This is a genomic window from Sorangium sp. So ce1036, assembly GCF_051369805.1.
Lineage (GTDB): Bacteria > Myxococcota_A > Polyangia > Polyangiales > Polyangiaceae > Sorangium > Sorangium cellulosum_F.
Window position 1 is genome coordinate 8407410 of record NZ_JBBMOX010000001.1, and the last position, 19452, is coordinate 8426861.

Annotated in this window: 14 protein-coding genes; 11 read left to right on the plus strand and 3 right to left on the minus strand. The window is 74.1% G+C overall.

Annotated features, from left to right (window positions below; translation table 11 throughout):
* The first annotated feature begins 2 nt into the window (after window positions 1–2).
* The 6 genes from WMF31_RS31640 (at window position 3) to WMF31_RS31665 (ending at window position 6883) form a co-directional block, all read left to right on the plus strand.
* On the plus strand, window positions 3–1052 hold the full coding sequence (locus WMF31_RS31640) for an LLM class flavin-dependent oxidoreductase (RefSeq protein WP_436605513.1): 1050 nt from the start codon (window positions 3–5) through the stop codon (window positions 1050–1052).
* Between the two features lie 233 nt (window positions 1053–1285).
* Window positions 1286–2155: an SDR family oxidoreductase gene (locus tag WMF31_RS31645; RefSeq protein WP_436605514.1), complete on the plus strand. Its 870-nt coding sequence runs from the start codon at window positions 1286–1288 to the stop codon at window positions 2153–2155.
* Window positions 2156–2166: 11 nt separating this feature from the next.
* Window positions 2167–4476, plus strand: a complete 2310-nt coding sequence (locus WMF31_RS31650) for a tetratricopeptide repeat protein (protein ID WP_436605515.1) — start codon at window positions 2167–2169, stop codon at window positions 4474–4476.
* A complete protein-coding gene (locus WMF31_RS31655; protein ID WP_436605516.1) occupies window positions 4473–4769 on the plus strand; it encodes a GIY-YIG nuclease family protein in 297 nt (98 codons plus the stop codon). Before WMF31_RS31650 ends, WMF31_RS31655 begins: the two co-directional genes overlap by 4 nt.
* 840 nt (window positions 4770–5609) lie before the next feature.
* On the plus strand, window positions 5610–6224 hold the full coding sequence (locus WMF31_RS31660) for a hypothetical protein (protein WP_436605517.1): 615 nt from the start codon (window positions 5610–5612) through the stop codon (window positions 6222–6224).
* A gap of 440 nt (window positions 6225–6664) precedes the next feature.
* Window positions 6665–6883, plus strand: coding sequence for a hypothetical protein (locus WMF31_RS31665; RefSeq protein WP_129345697.1), 219 nt, complete (start codon window positions 6665–6667; stop codon window positions 6881–6883).
* Between the two features lie 19 nt (window positions 6884–6902).
* Here WMF31_RS31665 and WMF31_RS31670 read toward each other — a convergent pair whose 3' ends face one another.
* Together WMF31_RS31670 and WMF31_RS31675 are read right to left on the minus strand one after the other, a co-directional pair.
* The gene (locus WMF31_RS31670; RefSeq protein WP_436605518.1) at window positions 6903–9803 is read right to left on the minus strand and encodes a DNRLRE domain-containing protein; all 2901 of its coding nucleotides are present in this window, start codon (window positions 9801–9803) and stop codon (window positions 6903–6905) included.
* A gap of 492 nt (window positions 9804–10295) precedes the next feature.
* A complete protein-coding gene (locus tag WMF31_RS31675; protein WP_436605519.1) occupies window positions 10296–10625 on the minus strand; it encodes a DUF2325 domain-containing protein in 330 nt (109 codons plus the stop codon).
* Window positions 10626–10906: 281 nt separating this feature from the next.
* Here WMF31_RS31675 and WMF31_RS31680 point away from each other — a divergent pair, with 281 nt between their 5' ends.
* The 5 genes from WMF31_RS31680 to WMF31_RS31700 all read left to right on the plus strand — a co-directional run bounded on the left by WMF31_RS31680 (window position 10907) and on the right by WMF31_RS31700 (window position 18870).
* Window positions 10907–11800, plus strand: coding sequence for a DUF455 family protein (locus WMF31_RS31680; protein ID WP_436605520.1), 894 nt, complete (start codon window positions 10907–10909; stop codon window positions 11798–11800).
* The gene (locus WMF31_RS31685; protein ID WP_436605521.1) at window positions 11773–12690 is read left to right on the plus strand and encodes a hypothetical protein; all 918 of its coding nucleotides are present in this window, start codon (window positions 11773–11775) and stop codon (window positions 12688–12690) included. The genes WMF31_RS31680 and WMF31_RS31685 overlap by 28 nt, the downstream gene beginning before the upstream one ends.
* Before the next feature lie 350 nt (window positions 12691–13040).
* A complete protein-coding gene (locus tag WMF31_RS31690; RefSeq protein WP_436605522.1) occupies window positions 13041–14744 on the plus strand; it encodes a DNRLRE domain-containing protein in 1704 nt (567 codons plus the stop codon).
* Between the two features lie 144 nt (window positions 14745–14888).
* Window positions 14889–17471 carry a fused MFS/spermidine synthase gene (locus WMF31_RS31695; RefSeq protein ID WP_436605523.1) on the plus strand — a complete coding sequence of 861 codons (2583 nt, stop codon included), beginning with the start codon at window positions 14889–14891 and terminating at the stop codon, window positions 17469–17471.
* Window positions 17472–17601: 130 nt separating this feature from the next.
* On the plus strand, window positions 17602–18870 hold the full coding sequence (locus WMF31_RS31700; RefSeq protein WP_436605524.1) for a hypothetical protein: 1269 nt from the start codon (window positions 17602–17604) through the stop codon (window positions 18868–18870).
* Here the strand turns inward: WMF31_RS31700 and WMF31_RS31705 are convergent.
* Entirely contained in the window at window positions 18768–19451 is a 684-nt protein-coding gene (locus WMF31_RS31705) for a hypothetical protein (protein ID WP_436605525.1), read from the minus strand. The two genes, WMF31_RS31700 and WMF31_RS31705, sit on opposite strands and share 103 nt — an antisense overlap.
* Window position 19452: the final 1 nt, after the last annotated feature.

Below are 19452 nucleotides of genomic sequence, written 5' to 3' on the forward strand. Positions count from 1 at the left end.
CCATGCCTGAACACCCCACGACGCATCCGCGATCCAGAGCGCTCCAGGACACCCCCCTCTCGGTGCTCGACCTTGCGCCGGTCGTGGTGGGCGCCACGCCGAGAGACGCCTTCCGCAACACCCTCGACCTCGCGCGCCACGCCGAGGCGTGGGGGTACCGCCGGTACTGGCTGGCCGAGCACCACAACATGCCGGGCATCGCCAGCTCCGCCACGTCGCTCTTGATCGGCCATGTGGCCGCGGGCACCACGACGATCCGCGTGGGCGCCGGCGGCATCATGCTGCCCAACCACGCGCCGCTCGTCATCGCGGAGCAGTTCGGGACGCTGGAGTCCCTGTATCCGGGCCGCATCGACCTGGGCCTCGGGCGGGCGCCGGGCACCGATCCGCTGACCGCCCGCGCGCTCCGGCGATCGCTGGGCACCGACGGCGACGATTTCCCGGAGCTCGTGAGCGAGCTCCGCGCCTACCTGGATCGCGCGCCTCCGCCCGGCGTGGCCAGAGTGCGCGCCATCCCCGGAGAAGGGCTCAACATCCCCATCTGGCTGCTCGGCTCCAGCGGCTACAGCGCCCGGATGGCGGCCCACCTGGGCCTGCCCTTCGCCTTCGCCAGCCACTTCGCGCCGGATTACCTGCTGCCCGCGCTGGAGCTCTACCGGAGCGGCTTCCGCCCCTCGGACGCGCTGGAGCGGCCCCACGCCATGATCGGCCTGCACGTCGTGGTGGCCGACACGGACGAGGAGGCCCGGCGGCTCTCGACGTCGCAGCAGCAGCAGTTCCTGTCGCTCATCCGCGGCCGCCCGGGCCAGCTCCCTCCCCCGGTGGACGCCATGGACGCGCTGTGGGCCCCCCACGAAGAGGCCACGATCCGGCGACAGCTGCGTTACTCGGTCGCCGGGAGCCCGGAGACGGTGCGACAGCGGGTCCAGGCCATCGTGGACGAGACCCTCGCCGATGAGCTGATGGTGGTCGCCCAGATCCACGATCATGGCGCCCGGCTGCGGTCCTACGAGCTCCTCTCGGAGGCCGTGAAGGGCGCCCAGGCCCGGTGACCTGGCCGCCGCGGCGCGCGCCGCCGTGGACGCGCGGCCCGACGCCGGGCCCGCGGCGCGACGCGGCCGGCGCGCCCCGCGCCGGGCAGCCGCGCGCCGTTCTGCCTCGGGCGCCGGGCGCTCCGGGTGGCGCGCGGCCCGTGGCACCCCCGGCCGCTGCGCGCTCCGGCGCCGCGCACCCCGGGGAGCGCGCGCATGTGGCGCCGCCCCCTGACCCGTTGTAAACGCGGGGCGTGACCCAGGTGCGCTCGATCTTCGCCCGAGGACTCTTCGACGATCAGGTCGCCCTCGTCACGGGCGGGGGCAGCGGGATCGGCCTCGCGTGCGCGCGCGAGCTCGCGCACCTCGGCGCGAAGGTCGCGATCTGCGGCCGCAAGGCCGACAAGCTCGAGGCCGCGCAAAGGGCGCTCGTCGGCGACGGCGTCGCCGCGGCCGACGTGCTCGCCGCGCCCTGCGACATCCGCGATCCGGAGCAGATCGCCGCCCTCGTCGGCCAGGTGCTCGAGCGCTTCGGCCGCGTCGACGTCCTCGTGAACAACGCCGGGGGCCAGTTCCCGAGCCCGGCCATGGACATGACCCCGAGGGGCTGGGAGGCGGTCGTCCGCAACAACCTGAACGGCACCTTCTTCATGACCCGCGAGGTCGCGACGCGGGCGATGATCCCGGCGCGGCGCGGCCGCATCGTGAACGTCACCGCGTCCGTGAGCCGCGGCTTCCCCGGCATGGCGCACACGGGCGCCGCGCGCGCCGGCGTCGAGAACCTCACCCGCTCGCTCGCCGTCGAGTGGGCGGCGTTCGGCGTCCGCGTGAACGCCGTCGCGCCCGGCAACAACATCCGCTCGAGCGGCACGGCGCAGTACGGCGACGAGCTCCTCGAGCTCGCGCGCCGCGCGACCCCGCTCAAGCGCCTCGCCACCCCGGAGGAGGTCTCGCGGCTCATCGTCTTCCTCGCCAGCGACCAGAACGACTTCATCACCGGCGCGGTGTACGGGATCGACGGCGGCCAGCCGCTCTGGGGCGATATCTGGTCGATCCCCGAGCCCGAGCGGGCGGCCGGCCCCGAGCCCGAGCGGGCGGCCGGCCCGCCGGAGGCCGGGGGCTGAAGGGGCCGGGCGTGACCTCCCCGCCCTCGTACCCCGCCGGTGAGCAGGCCGCGCCGGAGCCCGTGGGCCCCGGCGCGCCGCTCGCCCCCGCGGCGCCGCCCCTGTCCGAGCGGCCGCCGCCCGTGCCGCTCGAGCCGTCGCGCCTCCAGCGGGCCGCCGGCCGCGTGCGCGACTACTTCCTCGCGTTCGACCCGACGTTCTGGTCCGCGCTCGCGCCGCTCGCGCTCGTCTCCATCGTCCTGTTCACGCGCGCGCCGTCGACGAACTACATCTTCGACGAGCAGGAGGCGCTCCTCGCCAACCCGTACGTGAACGCGAAGGGCGGGCTCGGCTTCCTCGACGCGATCCACCGCGATTTCTGGGGGCTGCCGCCCGACCGGAGCGTCGGCTCGTACCGCCCGCTGCCGAACTTCCTCTGGCGCGCGCTCTGGGCGCTGTCGAAGCAGCCGTTCTTCCACCACTTCTACAACGTCCTCTTCCACGCGGTGAACGGCGCGCTGCTCACGTGCGTCGCGTTCTGGCTCACGCGCCGGCGCGGGCTCGCCTACCTCGCGGGGCTGCTCTTCGTGAGCTGCGCGGTGCTCACCGAGGCGGTGAGCGGCATCGTGGGCATCGCCGACGTGCTCGGGGGCATGGGGGCCATCGCCGCCCTCGCCGCCCTCGGGCTGCCCGCGTGGGCGATGCCTTTCGGCGTGTTCGCGGCGGTGCTCTTCGGCCTCTTCTCCAAGGAGAGCGCGCTCGTCTGCGTGCCGCTCATCCCGTTCGCCGCGCTCGTCGCCGCGCCGCTCACCCACCCGACGCGCCCGGCGCGGCTCGTCCGCGCGCTGCTCGCGCTGCTCGGGGCCGGCGCGGCGTTCGTGCTCTACGTCGAGCTCCGGCGGCGCTGGTTCCCGTCGCCGCTGCCCGCCGAGCTCGCGGCGCCGCTCCCGGAGGGGGCGCCGCTCGCGAGGCGCCTCCTGCACGACGCGCTCGTCTGGTTCCACCAGGCGCCCCTGCCGCGCGACCCGCTCAACAACCCGCTCAGCACCGCGGACACGCCGCACCGGGTCGCGGGCGCGCTGCGCGTCTACTTCCGGGGCCTCACGCAGCTCGTGTTCCCGTGGAGGCTGAGCGGCGACTACTCGTTCCCCGCGGAGCCGGTGCCCGAGCGGCTGGTCTTCTTCGGCAGCGTCGCCGGCGCCGTGATGATGGCGCTGCCCCCGCTCGGCTCGCTCGCGCTCTGGCTCGCGGCCCTCCGCCGCGAGCACCGCGAGCGGGGCGAGCGGCGCTCGGTGCGCGCCGCCTTCCTCGTCGACGGCGGGCAGGCGACGTCGCGGCGGTGGACGCTGATCCTCGCGGGGGCGGCGCTCGCGGCCGCGGCGGCGGGGCTCGCCGCGTATGACTGGCACGTGCTCCGCCCGGCGGGGCGCCTGCCGCTGCTCCGGGCGCTGCCGCTCGCGCTGTGGCCGCTGCCGTTCCTGCCCCCGCTGGTGGTCGGGCTCGGGATGCTCGTCGAGGGGACGCGCCCCCTGCCCTGCCCGGCGACGGCGGACCGGAGCGCCTGGGTGCCGCTCCGCCGCGGGTACGCGGGGCTGTGCGTCGCGGCGATCGGCCTCGTGTGGATCGTGGTCAGCTACTTCCCGCACTCGAACATCCCGGTCGTCCTGCCGACCGTGCGCGCGGAGCGCTTCTGGTACTTCCCGGCCATCGGGTCGTCGCTGCTCCTCGCGGTGGCGTTCTCGTGGCTGCACGAGGCGCTCGCCGGCTCGGACCTCGCGCCCCGGGCGCGCTGGACGTTCCGGGCCTGGCTCACGCCGGCGCTGTTCGCGCTCTTCTTCGGCTTCCAGTGCGCGCAGGCGTACCGGCACGCGATGGACTACCGGAACGACCTCGACTTCTGGGCGGCGACGAAGGAGGCGGTCCCGAACAGCGCGAAGGCGCACCTGAACTACTCGGTGATGAAGGGCGCCCGCGGCGACCTGGAGACCCGGCTCGCCGAGAGCCGGGTCGCGGCGGAGCTCGCCCCGAGCTGGCCGATGGCCCACGTGTACACCGGCGACACGCTCTGCCGCATGCACCGCCCGGACGAGGCGTTCCCGCACTACCGGCGGGGCATGGAGCTCGGGCCCAACGAGCTCAGCCTGATCGCCCTCGCGCTGCAGTGCCTGTACGACGAGAAGCGGCTCGCGGCGCACGAGGCGGAGCTCAGGGCGCTCGCGGAGGCGCACCCGGGGACGTGGCTCGCGTACCTCGCGACCGACACGCTCGACAACGGCGCGAAGCACGGCGGCGTGGACCCGAAGTACCGGCCGCGCGGCTACAACGAGGGGCCGAAGGAGTGACCGCGGCGGCCTGGCACGTGTACATCCTCCGCTGCGGCGACGGGTCGCTCTACACGGGGATCGCGCGCGACGTGGAGGCGCGCCTCGCGCAGCACGCGTCGGGGCGGGGGGCGCGCTACACGCGCGGCCGGGGCCCGCTCGCGCTGGTGCACGTCGAGGCGGCGGCGGACCGGGGCGAGGCGCTGCGGCGGGAAGCGGCGATCCGGAGGATGGGGCGCGCCGGCAAGGAGGAGCTCGCGGCCAGCGGCCGCGGGCGCCCCGCGAGGGGCGCGGGCGGGGCGCTCCGAGGCTGAAGCCCAGGCCACGACGAGGCGATGCCCCAGACGCCCGCTGGCGTCCTCGACGTTCTGCTTCAGCGGCGCGGGGAGACGCCATCGGCGCCGGGGGAGGTGCGGATCGGCCACATCGGACCCATGATGTTTCCAGCATATGATGAGCCTCGTTGGACAAAACGAAACAGCGCGGACGACGCGCAGTCCCAGGCAACACGCCGCTCCACGCGCCCTGGCGGAGCAACATCACGTTGCGCCCCGAACGCTCCCGCGGCGATGCGCCTACAGGGCGAGATGCGTCTGGGACTAATCTCTCCCTGACGGGCATCACGCGCCCGCCGCGCGCGCCCGGGGAGCGCGCGGCGCCTCTGCGCAGCGGCGATGGCCCCGAGGCGGAGCCGGCCATCGGGCGGCGTCGGCCCTCCGGGGAGCGCCGAGCGCGTGGACGACGCGGCGAGCGACATCCCCCGTGCGCGGTCCGCGCCGACTGACCGTCTCGCGCCGTCCGTGCGCCGTCTGCTGCACAGCCGCTCTGCGCGGCCACGCTCGATCCCTCGATGGCGATCACACCTCTGTCGCGTCGACGCTCGTCATGTCCATCAGGCGATCGCGGGCCCGTCGCCCCGAACTCGCCCGACCGCGAGGAGGCGGCCGCCGTCGCGCGGACGCGGACGCGGACGCTCGGTGGGAGCACCGGTGTCAGCGCGGCTCCATGAAATGCCTCTTGGCCGAGGGTGGGACAGACGCCAAGACCGGCACAGGCGCACCGTGCACAGACCTGCCCAGGCACGCCACATGCTCACACCCGAGGCAGGATGTTCGTGGGCCAGGTGGCCATCACGGGACATCGAAGGAGGCGACATGAGCTCGATTCACTATGGAACGTCGTTGCTGATGCTGGTCGCGGCCGCGATGGCGGGGTGCGCCGTCGAGTCGGCGGACCTGTCCGACGGCGAGATGGGCGAGGACATCGAGATGGTCGATTCGAGCGAAGAGGCGCTCGAGACGGCGGACGGGGCCGCTATCATGAATCCCCAGATGGGCTCTCAGCAGATCGCGGGGCTCGGGGCGGCGCCGGTGAGCCAGGGCATCATTCAGAAGGGGTTCGAGCATCCCCAGAAGGGGTTCATCAATCCTCACAAGGGGCTCACCAACCCTCACAAGGGGCTCATTTCCTCCCAGGCGGGGCTCGTCGGCTCCCAGACGGGGCTCCAGACCGGGCTCGTCGGCTCCCAGACGGGGCTCCAGACCGGGCTCGTCGGCTCCCAGACGGGGCTCCAGACCGGTCTCGTCGGCTCCCAGACGGGGCTCGTCGGCCAAGGGAAGCTCGGAGTTTCCCAGGGCGTGGGGCAATACGGGCAGTGCCCGACGAAGAAGGGAGCGCCGTCGAAGTTCTGCCCGTCTGTGCAGAAGGGGCCGTCGAAGTTCTGCCCGTCGTGTCCGTCGCAGCAGTCGCCGATCTACCCGCAGAAGTGAGCTGCAACAGCGGGCGAGGCCGCAGTGGGGCCGCGTCCGGCCGGTGATGCCGGCGGCGTGTCGTGACCCCGCGGCGCCCCACGAGGAGGGGGCGCTGGTCCGAGCCCCGCGCCCCTGTGTGCCAGGATAGCATCGAGCAGCGGCCGCCCGTCGCTCCCTCCCCCCGGGCGGCGCTGTTCGCTGCAACGACGCCCGGCCGCAGTGGCGGCGCGAGCGGCGCCGCGCCGCCGCCCATGCCCCGCCCCCGCCCCCCACGCCGTCCGGCGACCTCTCAGCCTGCCGATCATGGGAATGCTGCTCACCACGGGAAGGATGCTCGTGGCCCGTCTCCGAGGGGACACGGCGGCCCGCGCGGCTCCGCTGGACATGCGGTGAGCCGCGGCGGCATGGTACGAAGCGCGAAGGCCGCGGCCTGCGGCGGCCAGGATGGGAGCTTGAGCATGGTCCCGAGGCGATCCCCGTATGACAACCTGCCCGACGTGCGCGACGGGCTGACCCGCGCCGAGCGCGTCATCCTCTGGCAGCTCTCGGTGCTCGAGCGGGAGTTTCCCGGCCGCAATGTGCCGACGGCCACGCTCTACGGGCGGGTCGTCGAGCACGTCGACCTCTCGGTCCCCGAGTTCCAGCGCCTCATGCAGCGCCTGGTCGGCGTGCGCTGAGGGCCGCGCCGGCGGCGGGTCAGTAGAAGCACACCTCGAGCGAGGGGCGGTGGTCCAGGCTGGGGTGCTCGCTCGAGCGGTACGCGGTGCGCGCCGTCGGGTCCGCCTCCAGGAGGAGGCCGTGGTTCGGGTGCACGCCGTCGACCCACGCCTGCACGAGCGCGGTCAGGTCCAGGGTCCCGACGCCGGACGACGCGCCGAGGAGCGTCGCCTCGATCGCCGGATCGTAGCTGCCCGCGAGGCTGCTCCAGGTCACCGTGGACTCCACCCAGGGAGCGGTGACGCGGTGCGCCCGGATCTCGTGGGACCGGGAGCCGTAGAGCGTGGCGCGGAACGTGGCGGACTCGACCGTGGACCAGGACGGGATGGCGCCCAGATCGAAGCGGAACAGCGCCTGCTTCTCGGCGCCGTCGCGCAGGCCCGTGTGCACGTAGGATGAGCTGCCGTCGTTGTAGCGCGGGTACAGCGCCCAGACGGTCGCGTCCGCCGCCTGGCCGTGAGCGCCGCGCCGGATCGTGACGCACGTGACATCGCAGGAGCCGTCGCCGTCCGCGTCGGGGCAACCGACGGTGCAGTCGGCGTTGCAGCCGTCGCCGCTCACGCCGTTGCCGTCGTCGCACGCCTCGCCGGCCTCGACGACGCCGTCGCCGCAGACCGCGGCGACGCTCGCGTACGCGAGGATGAACGTGTTCGGCGCCCCCAGGCTCGATCCGGCGGGGGTGCTCGGCTGGGCGAGCGAGTAGGCCTCGGCGCCGACCGCCGACAGGGCGCGGAGCGCGTCGGCCTCGGTGCCGGCGGCGCCGTAGAACGTCCTGAAGACCTTGCGCTCGCCGGGCGCGAGCCCGCCGAAGTCGAAATCGAAGAGCGCGCCGAGATCGTTCGGGCCCGCGTCGGTCACCGGGCCAGGCTGGGAGCTCACGAACGAGAACGGGTTCGCGCTGTTGAATCCGTTCGTGTCGGTCCGGAACAGCTCCGAGGCCGTCCCCATGTCGAGGGTCACGTATTCGAGGAACGGCGAGGGGACGACGTCCCAGTCCACGACGCGCCGGTACCGCAGGTCCACGGGATCCGGGCTGATGTTCTGGATGGTGACGACCACCTCGTAGAGCCAGGGGGTCAGCGCCGACGGGTGGTAGTCGTGCGTGACGAGGAACGTCGAGCCCACCTGGACCGTGGAGACCGCGGCGCTCGACGTCGCCGAGAAGCTCACGACCGTCATGTTCACGGCGCCGCCGTCCGGCCACCGGCTCGCGTAGCCGGCCACCCCGGAGAGGGCGTCGCCGACGCCCCACCCTTCGGCCGGCTCGCCCGGCTCGATCGCCGGATTGCCGGTGGGCACGTAGCGCAGCCCCAGGGTCCCGTAGCCCAGCGGATCCTCGAACGGGACGTTCAGGTGGCCCTCGCAGTGGACGCCGAGCTGGAGGGTGCCGTTGTCGAGGATCACGCCGCAGACGTCGCAGCTGTCCCCCATGCCGTCGCCGTCGCTGTCTTCCTGGCCGGGGTTGGGGTCGGACACGCAGTTGTCCGCCCCGTCGCAGAGCCCATCGCCGTCCGTGTCCTGCGCCCCCGGGCCCGCGCAGTGGTCGCAGAGGTCCCCGAGGCCGTCACCATCGCTGTCGACCTGGTCCGGATTGGCGACGTGCTCGCAGCTGTCCACCGCGTCACAGACTCCATCGCCGTCCGTGTCCTGCGCCCCCGGCCCCACGCAGTGATCGCAGAGGTCCCCGAAGCCGTCGCCGTCGGCGTCGCGCTGATCCGGGTTCTCGCGGACCACGCAGTTGTCCGCTCCATCGCACAGGCCGTCGCCGTCGCTGTCGAGCTGCCCCGGCCCCACGCAGTCGTCGCAGGGATCCCCGAAGCCGTCACCATCGCTGTCGACCTGGTCGGGGTTCGGCGTGTCCGTGCAGTTATCCACCGAGTCGCAGACTCTATCGTGATCCAGGTCGGCCGACCCGATCGCATGGCAGGCGTCGCAGGCGTCCCCGCGGCCGTTCTGGTCGACGTCTTCCTGCAGGGGGTTCGGCGTGCCCACGCAGTTGTCGCACGCGTCGCCCACGCCGTCGGCGTCGCGGTCGGCCTGGTCCGGGTTCTCGCGGTACGCGCAGTTGTCGCCCCCGTCGCAGACGCCATCGCCGTCGCTGTCGTACGTCCCCACCCCCGCGCACCCGTCGCACGCGTCGCCGAAGCCGTCGCCGTCGCTGTCGGCCTGGTCGGGGTTGCTCCGGCCCACGCAGTTGTCCTCCGACGCGCAGAGCCCGTCGGCGTCCCAGTCCGGTGCCCCGGCCGCGTAGCAGGCGTCACACACGTCGCCGATGCCGTTGCCGTCGCTGTCTTCCTGGCCGGGGTCGGGCGCGTCGGCGCAGCTGTCGCACACGTCGCCTACGCCGTCGCCGTCGCCGTCGGCCTGGTCGGCGTTGGCGATCGAGCCGCAGTTGTCGCACCCCGCGCCCACGCCCGCCGCGAGACCGTCGCCGTCCGGGTCCGCGTCTCCCACGGAGAGGAGGCGGTAGTCATAGCCGTTACAGAGCTCGCGGTCGGCGCAGGCCGGGCCGACGTTGCGCGGCGCAGCGTCGAACAGGCACGCCGACGCCGCCCCCTCGTCCGACGCGACATCGACGCGCACATAGCCCCACATCACATCGTCGTCGCCGACCGTCTCGACCTGGAAGTCGTTGCAGCGCGCGGGGTCGTAGAGCTCGAGCAACACCGGGTCGGTGATGGTCACCTGGAGCGGCGAGCTGTTGCACGCGCAGGCATTCGTGGCGGGCACGGTGTCGACCAGCGCGCCGTTCATGTAGAGCGCGAAGCTGTTCATGCCGCAGTCCGCGTGTGCGATCGTGTACGTGATTGCCGTGGTGGCCGCGCGCGCTGCGCCGGGCAGCAGCGCGCAACCGAGCACCAGGCCAAGCGCAGGAAACATGCCAATCTTGCCGCGACGACGCATAGACCCTCCTTGATCTTGGCGCGCTCCCACAGGAGCGCGCGGGGGCTTGAGGTGCGAGTCCGATCCTTGAGAACACACGTATCATAAGTGTCGACATCGCGACGGTTTCAGCAGACATCGTGCAGAGTGGTGCCACGGCCCATGTCACGGTTGCGTGACGGCGCGCTGCCGGGGCCGTCTCGCACGTGCGTGCCCCTGGCGCCGAGAGAGAGGGCGCGCCGGGCGCCGAGAGGGCGCGCCGCGCGGGTGAGGCGCGCGCGAGGGGCGGACGCGCGCCGGGCGAGATCGTGAAGCGGGTCAGGAGAGCGGGTCGGGAGGAGCGGCCCAGCGCGGGACACGGCGCATCGCGGGACCTCGGCGCGAGCGGACTTCAGGGGTGCGCGCGGGCGCGAGCGATCACGGGATCGTGCTGCGGCGTTGACAGCGCCGCGGGGTGCTGCTTGCCGGCGGGGGCGGCGCGCGCGGGCGTCAGCCGACCTGCTGCTCGAGGGCCGCGCGCAGCGCGGAGACCGAGGCGCTGCGGAGATAGACGACCGGCGCTCCCTCGACGCCGAGGCGCTGCATCTGGTCGCGGAGCGCGTGGGAGACCATGGTCACCATGATGACGATCAGCGCGATCTTGCCGACGCTGTGGCGCGCCCCCGGGGGGAGCCGGTTCTCGTAGTGTCGCATCGACAGGCCGTGCTGCTCGACCACATCGCGGTAACGGCTGGTCATGCCGCCGCTGCCGCCGATGACCAGCACCGTGTGCTCCGCGCGCCTCCTGTCGACCGCCTGGGAACGCTTCTCCGCCTTCATGCGATCTTCATCGAGCAAGGAGCAAGCCACGCTCGCGACTCGCCATCTCCCGCGCAAACACCGCCGTCCCGGTTTATTCCCCGGCAAATTGTCGCCGCTTCGCGGGGGGCTCTGTCATCGTGACACGGCGAGCGCGCCGGCTCGGCCGCCGGCCGGCGGCGGGCGGCCCGGGCCCCGGCGCGGCGCGGCTCCTCGCGCCGCGGGCTCCGCGCGCCGCGGGCTCCGCGCGCCGTCGCTGCCGCGCTGTGGTAGGGAGCAGCGCTGCCCTGTCCTGCCGCGCCATGCTGTCTCCTCCCGCACCCCCCAGCGACGCGCCTCCGCCGGGAACGGTCGAGCGCTGGGCCTGGGATTACGTCCTCTCGACCGATCTCGCGCACAAGCTCGCGCCGCCGCCCGTGCCTTCCGTCTGGGAGGCCGACGCCGCGCCGCCGCCGCCGCGCCGCCTCGAGCGCCCGGGGCGGCCCGCCGCGCTGCGCGTGTCGGAGCGCGCGTCGAAGAGCCCGGGGCCGGAGGCGCTGCGCAACCCGGCGCGCCGCGCGCAGCTCTTCCACGCGTTCCTGCACCACGAGCTCCAGGCCGCGGAGCTCATGGCCTGGGCGGTGCTCGCCTTTCCGGAGACGCCGCGCGCCTTCCGCGGCGGCCTGGTCCGGATCGCCCTCGACGAGGTGCGGCACATGCGGCTCTACGAGGGCTACCTCGCCGCGATCGGCCACCGCGTCGGCGACTTCCCGGTGCGCGACTGGTTCTGGTCGCGGGTGCCGGCCGCCGCGTCGCCGGCGCAGTTCGTGGCGGTCATGGGGATGGGCCTCGAGGGGGGCAACCTCGACCACACGGCGCGCTTCGCCGAGCGGTTCCGCGCGATCGGCGACCTCGACGGCGCCGCGCTGACCGCGCGGATCTGCGCCGAGGAGATCCCGCACGTGCGCTTCGGGCTCCGCTGGTTCCGGCGCTTCACGCACGGCCGCGAGGGTGCGGCGCACGGCCGCGAGGGCGCCGATCGCGGCGCGCCCGGTCCGGGCGACTTCGATGCGTGGGTGCGCCACATCCCGCCGCCCCTCTCGCCGCTGCTCATGCGCGGCGATCCGATGAACCGCCGCGACCGCGCCCGCGCCGGCCTCGACGAGCGGTTCCTCGACGCGCTGGCCGCATGGACCGAGCGAGCGCCTGGGTCCTGAACTTCGACGCCGACGAGGAGCTGGCCCGCCCCGCGGGCTACACCCCTCGCCGCGCGGTCGCGGACCGGGCCCCGGAGCTCGCCGGCCGGGTCTCGGCCCTGCTGCGCCCGGGCGACGTCGTGCTCAGCCCCGAGCTCCCCTCGCCACCCGCGCCGCAGGCGCCGCCCGCGAGCGCGCTCGTCGGGCGGGCGTGGTGCCCGACGCCCCGCGCGCTGCGCCTCCTCCGCCGCGCCGGCGTCGCCCCGGCCGAGGCGCCGCCGCTCGACGTGCTCCGCCGCGTCAACCACCGGCGCTTCTGCGCGGAGCTCGGCCAGACGCTGCCCGGGGCGCGCTACGTCGTCACGCTCGCCGAGCTCCTGGCCACGATCGCCGGGCCCACGCCGACGGGCCACTGGCTGCTCAAGCGCCCGTTCGGCTTCGCCGGGCGGGGCCTGCGCCGGGTCGCCCGCGGCGAGCTCCTGCCCGACGCGCGGCCGTGGGTCGCGGCGTCGCTCGACCCCGCCTCCCCGGACCGCGGCCTGCAGGTCGAGCCGTGGGTCGAGCGCCGCGGGGATTTCTCGCTGCACGGGCACGTCGCCCAGGGCGGCGCGGTGCGCCTCGGCGAGCCGTGCGTCCAGCGCTGCGACGCGCGCGGGACCTACCTCGGCGCCGCCCTCGCCGGGCCAGGAGATCTCGCCGGCGACGAGCGCCGGCGGCTCGTCGAGGCCGCGCTCGAGGCGGGGGAGGCGCTCGCCGGGGCAGGGTATTTCGGGCCGTTCGGGATCGACGCGTTCCGCTGGGAGGACGAGCGCGGGCGCCTCTCCTGGGACCCGCGGTGCGAGATCAACGCCCGCTACACGATGGCGTGGGCCACCGGGATGGGCGCGGCGCGGCCCGACCTCGACGGGTGACGAGGGCTCGGCGCAGCGGCGCCGAGCGGCGACGGCGCAACAGAGGATTCAACGGAACGACGCCGAGCCGCCAACGCCAGGATGCAAATCCTGTCCATCGTCACCACGGCGTCTCCTTATCGTGACATCGAGCGCCGAGCGCCCTGCGCCGCGGCGGCATCGCAAAGGCACCCCGTGACATCGAGCACCCCGAGGGCGGCGGCGCGGACAGGCATCCATCGCGCGGCGGCGGACAACGAAGCGAGGCGTGATTGTCGCGAAAACACAACCCCTCGCGAATGGCGCTCACCACTAGAGTGCGCGCGCTTCATCCAACTCGACGTCCCATCCAGCAGAAGAGGGAGTTCGACATGCACACACCGCGCGCGCGAGACGAAGCGGCCGACGACAAGCGAAGCGACACGGGCTGGTCCCGACTGGCGAAGGGCATCCTCTGCGCCGCCCTCCCGGCGCTCGCCGTCGTCCAGGCCTGCAATGCAGAGGAGCACGCCGCCGAGCCGATCTCGGAGGCTCGACAGGCGCTGACCACGGTCTCCTTCCAGCAGGGCGCGTCCCCGAGCTCGTCCTATTCGGGCTCGACGGACGCGACGATCCGGGAGGCCAGCGCCACCACGAACTACGGCAACGCCACCACCTGCGAGGCCGACGGCGACGACGGCGGGGGCTCGGACAAGTCCTGCCTGCTCAGGTGGACGATCTCCGGCATCCCCGCGGGGAGCGTCGTCCAGTCGGCGTCGATCACCCTCCAGGCCACGAACGGGTCGTCGAACACGTACAGCCTCTACGAGCTGAAGCGCTCGTGGAGCGAGCCCTCGGTCACCTGGGACGACGCGACCTCGTCGACGGCGTGGGCCACGCCGGGCGCGAAGGGCGCGAGCGACCGCGGCAGCGTCCTCGGCAGCGTCAGCGGCTCGGCGGGCTCGAAGACGATCGTGCTCAACGCGGCGGGCATCGCGCTCGTGCAGGCGTGGGTCGACGGCACCTCGAACGACGGCATCGTCATCGCGAGCTCGTCGAACACGGACGGCATCGACTTCGCCTCCTCCGAGCACGGGACCGTGTCGTACCGGCCGAAGCTCACGATCACCTACGGCCCGCCCGGCGGCGACCCCGGGGGCTCGACCGATCCGGGGCTGCTCGTCGCGTTCATCGGCGACCAGGGCAACGGCAGCAACGCGGACGACGTCCTCAACCTGATCAAGGACGAGGGCGCCGACGCGACGATCCACAACGGCGACTTCGACTACGCCAGCAACCCGACCGCCTGGGAGAACCGGATCAACGGCATCCTCGGCGCGAACTACCCCTATTTCGCCGTCATCGGCAACCACGACGCCGCGGCCTGGGGCGGCGCGAACGGGTACGCCAGCTACATCCAGGCGCGCCACGCGCGCGTGCCCTCGATGAACTGCACGGGCGAGCTCGGCGTCAAGGCGACGTGCAACTTCCGCGGGCTGTTCATCGTGCAATCGTGCATCGGGACGAGCGAGCTCCGATCGAGCTGCGCCGCCAACGCGGCCGATCAGGTGAGCTTCATCCAGGGCTCGCTGGCGGCCGACAGCTCGATCTGGTCCGTGTGCGCGTGGCACAAGAACCAGCATGACATGCAGGTCGGCGGGAAATCGAACGAGGTGGGCTGGAGCGCGTACACGGCGTGCATGAACGCCGGCGCCATCGTCGCGACCGGCCACGAGCACTCCTACGCGCGCACGCTGACCTTGACCGACGTCGGCGACGCGGCGAACGGCCACGGCAAGACCGGCGCCTTCGACCTCGTGGAGCTCGGCCCGAGCCGGAACTTCGTGTTCGTGTCGGGCCTCGGCGGCGTGGGCATCCGCAGCTACAACGCGGCGAGCCACGACGACGACACGTGGTGGGCCTCGTATTACGCGAGCAACAAGTGGGTGAAGAACGGAGCGCTCATGTCGGGCACCGCCGACTACGGCGCCCTGTTCATCCGCTTCAACGTCGACGGCGATCCGAAGAAGGCCCACGCCTACTTCAAGGACGTGAACGGCCGCCTCGCGGACGAGTTCACGATCGAGGTGCAGTGACGAGATGCGGGGCGAGCCCGGAGGGGGAGGCCTCGCGGCACGGCGGGGCTCCTCGCCCCTGGGGCGCCCCGCGCGAGCGCGCGCCGGACGAGCCCGAGAGCCCCTCTGGGGCGCTCGCCCGGCGGCCCGGGAGTGAGATCATCGATGAATCCGGATCACGGTGGAGGCGCGGTGGTGAATCCGCGCATGCTCGGGCTGCTGTTCCTCTCGGGGGCGTCGTCGCTCGCGTACGAGCTCGTCTGGACGCGGTGGCTCGGCGGGGTGTTCGGCGTGGCCCTGCACGCGACGACCGCGGTGCTCGTGGCCTACATGGCAGGGCTGTCGCTCGGCGGGCTCGCGGGCGGGCGCGTCGCGCCGCGCCTCCGCGCGCCGCTCCGCGTCTACGCCGCGCTGGAGGCGGCGATCGGCGCCTCGGCGCTGCTCGTGCCGCTCGGCCTGTCCGCGGTGGGCGCGCTCTACGGGTGGCTCTACGAGCCGTTGCTCGAGCGCCCTGGGCTCGGCTTCGTGGTCCGCTTCCTGGGCGCGCTCGCCGTGCTGCTCGTGCCGACCACGCTGATGGGCGCCACGCTGCCGATCGCCGCGCAGGCGTGCCTCTCGCGCCGCGCCCCGCTCGGCGAGGGCGCCGGCCGGCTCTACGCGGCCAACACGGCCGGCGCCGTGCTCGGCGTGGCCGCGACGGGGCTCTTCCTCCTCCCGGCGCTCGGCGTGTCCCGCACGGGCCAGGCGGCCGCGGCCCTCAGCGCGCTCGTCGCGCTCCTCGCCCTCGCGATGGCGCCGCGCGCCGGGGCGGCCCGCGAGGCCCAGGGCGGGCGCCCGCCCCGCGGACGCGCGCCGGGCACCCCGCCCGAGGAGGCCGTTCGTCCCGAGGGCGGCGCGCCGGCGCCGCTCCGCGCGACGTGGATGGTCGCGGGCCTGTCGGGCTTCGTCGCCCTGAGCCTCGAGATCGTCTGGACCCACGTGCTCGCCGCCGTGACGCGCGACACCACCTTCGCCTTCACCTGCACGCTCGCCGCGTTCCTCACCGGGATCGCGCTCGGCGGCTTCGCCGGGGCGCGCGTCAGCGCGCGCGGGCGGGCGGCGCTCGGGCTCGGCGCCTGCCAGGCGGGGGTCGCGCTGTCGGCGCTCTTCAGCTTCGCGGCGACACGCTGGCTGGGCGAGGCCGCGCCGGGCGGGCCGCCGGCATCGGGGGGCGCTGCCCTGGCCTCGCAGGTCGCGTTCGCCGCGCTGCCCATGCTGCTGCCGACGCTGCTCCTCGGGGCGAGCCTGCCGCTCTGCCTCGACCTCGCGGGCCGGGCGCGCGCGGGCCGCGCTGGCGCCGGCCCGGGGCAGGCCGTGGGGGGCGTGCTGTCGGCCAACACCCTGGGGGCGGTCCTCGGCTGCGTGGCGACCGGGCTCGTCCTCGTCCCGCGCCTCGGCTTCGGCAGGACCACGGTGCTCCTCTCGGCCGTGGCGCTCGGCGGCGCCCTGCTCGCGCTCGGCCTGGAGGCGCCGGGCGAGCGCCCCGCCCCGCCGCGCCTGTTCCGGCGCGTCGCGTACGGCGCGCTGCTCGCGGAGCTCTTCCTGCTCCTGCCGGCCGCCAGCACGGCGTGGTTCTTCCCGGCCCGCCGCGCCGGGGAGCGGTGCGTATTTCACGCCGAGGACGCGGGCGGCATCGTGGAGGTCATGGAGCAGGGGGGCATCCGGACGCTCGTCACCGATCGCCGCCATCGGTGGGGCTCGACGCACCCGGCGATGGTCCGGTCGATGCTCCGCCAGGGCGCCTTGCCCCTCCTCTTGCACCCCCGGCCCGCGCGCATCGTGGAGATCGGGCTGGCCACGGGCATCCACGCCCGGCCGCAGCTCCTGGACGGCCGCGTCGAGGCGATCACGGTGGTCGAGATCTCGCCGGCGGTCCTCCGCGCGGCCGGGGCGTTCGCGGACCACAACGGCGATCTGCTGGAGGACCCGCGCGTCGAGGTCGTGCTGGACGACGGGCGGAGCTTCCTGCAGCGCACGGAGCGGCGCTTCGACGTGATCGTGCTGGGGCTCTTCGTGCCCTATCGCCCCGGGGCGTCGGCGCTGTACAGCCGGGAGCTCCTCGAGGCGAGCCGGGCGCGGCTCGGGCCCGGCGGTCTGGTGATCGAGTGGCTCCCGCTCGATCAGATGTCGTTCGACGCGGTCCGGTCGGTGATGGCCACGTTCCTTGGGGTGTTCTCTCACGTCGAGGCGTGGGAGAAGGGGCATTATCTCGCGCTCGTGGGCGCGGACGCGCCGCCCGCGCTGGATCACGAGCGGCTGCGCGAGGGGCTGCGCAGGCTGGGCGGCGCGAGGGGCACGGGCCTGCGCGACGCCGCGGACGTGGTGGCGAGCCATCTCCTCGGCCCGGCCGAGGTGCGCGCGCTCGCCGCGGGGGCTCCCCTCAACACGGAGGATCGCCCGCGGGTGGAGTACATGCAGGGGAGCGGGGGCCTGGCCTACCGCCAGGCGGCGGAGAGCCTCGAGCGGCTGCTCGAGCATCGCGCCCTGCCCGCGGGCCTGCGGGCGTGGCCGGACGCGGAGCGCGACCGCGCGGAGCGGCGGTTTCTGGCGCGCGGCCGCTCGCTGCGCGGCGCGCTGCTCCAGGTGCGCGGCCGGCACCGCGAGGCGCACGCGGAGTTCGAGGACGCGCTGGGCATCGACGCGGACGACGAGATCGCTCGAGGCGAGATCGCGCGTTCCGGAGAGGCGCTCCTCCACACGCGCCGCTGACGCGCGCGGCGGCGAGACGGCCGCCGGGGCGAGGGCCGGAGGCGGTCCACGTTCCAGGTGTGCTTGCGGTTGACGCTGGGAGAGAAATTTCCGTAACTACGTTCTCACCTGAGGGGAGAACGAAGAGATCATGAGCTTGAAACGACGCTACGTTGCGCTGGCCTCCATCTGCCTCACTTCGCTGCTCGGGGCGTGTGGTGGCGACGACTCCGAGGACACCTCGACGACCACGTCCACGGGCGTGGGCGGCGCCGGTGGTGAGGGCGGCGAGACGCCCGGCACCGGCGGCACCGGCGGCACCGGCGGCGCCGGTGGTGAGGGGGGCGAGGGCGGCGAGACGCCCGGCACCGGCGGCGCCGGTGGTGAGGGGGGCGAGGGCGGCGAGACGCCCGGCACCGGCGGCGCGGGGGGCGAGGGCGGCGAGGCGCCCGGCACCGGCGGCGCCGGCGGCGAGGGTGGCGAGGCGCCCGGCACCGGCGGCGCGGGGGGCGAGGGCGGCGAGGCGCCTGGCACCGGCGGCGCGGGGGGTGAGGGCGGCGAGACGCCTGGCACCGGCGGCGCGGGGGGCGAAGGCGGCGCCGGGGGCTCCGGGGGCGGAGCGGCGGCTTACACGTTCAGGAAGGTGGACGGGTTCGACGCCCCGGAGAGCTGCTACTGGGATCCGATCGACCGGTACTGGTACGTGACGAGCATGGGGGCCGGAGATGCGGAGGGCTGGATCAGCCGGCTCGACGCGGACGGCACCGTGCTCGAGATGGAATGGACTCCCCCGGTATTCCTCAATCCAAGGGGGATCCGGGTGTTCGAAGGGGTCCTCTATGTGACGGACGAGGACCGGGTCATCGGCATCACCCTCGATGAGAACATGGACCTGGTCGAGTACTTCTTCGATGGCAGCCAGTTCGTCAACGATGTCGTCATCGACGAGGCCACGGGTCAGGGCTACGCGTCCGACTCGCTCGCGCAGGTCATCTACCGGTTCGACACGAGCGATCCGGATAACACCGAGGTCTTCCTGAGCTTCGACGAGGGCACCAACCCGAACGGGCTCCTCGTCGACGGCGGGGCGCTCATCGCCGTGAGCTCCGGCAACTTCGAGGCCGCTGACGTGCTCGGGAGAGTCCTCTCCATCGATCTCGCCGGCAAGACCGTCACGCCGCTCGGCGAGATCGCCGGCAAGTTCGACGGCGTCGAGAAGGACGGAGACGACTACCTGGTCTCGGAGTGGAGCTCGGGCAAGATCTACCGGGTCTCCGCCGACGGCTCCTGGACGGTCGCCTACGACCTGAAGGCGGATCACGGGTTCGCCGCGGCCGCGGACATCGGCTTCGATCCGGAGCGCGGCATCCTCTGCGTCCCCGATCTCGCCGGCAGCGTGGCGTTCGTCTCCGCGGAGTAGGCCTGCCCCGGGGCGCTCCCACGCGCGCCCCGGTCCAGGCGCTCGCCGCGCCGGCGCTGCGGGCGCGGCGAGCGCGGCCCGGCGCGGGCGGCCTTCGTCCCGCGCTCGAAGGCGGCCTTCGTCCCGCGCTCGAAGGCGGCCTTCGTCCCGCGCTCGAAGGCGGGCCGCACGTCGGGTACGCTGCGCCCCGGCATGAAACAGCACGCGCCGCGCTCCCCTGACGCCTCTGCCCCGGAGGCCCATGCGAACGCGCCCTCGCCGCCCTCGCCGCCATCCCCGAGCGCGCCCTCGCGCCCCTCCCCGCCGTCCCCGAGCGTACCCTCGCGCCCCTCGCCGCCGTCCCCGAGCGCGCCCTCGCCGCCGTCCCCGAGCGTGCCGTCGCGCCGCTCGCCGCCGTCCTCGGACGCCCCGACGCTGCTCCAGCAGACGCGCGTCCGCGAGGCCCTCGGGGACGCGCCGACGATCCTGTACATCCCGAGCGCCGAGCCCGGCAGCCCGCCGGGCCACGCGCCGCCCCGCTCGCCCGGCCCGGGCGGGGCCGCTCCCCCCGAGGACCGCAGCGGCTCCCTCGATGACGTCACC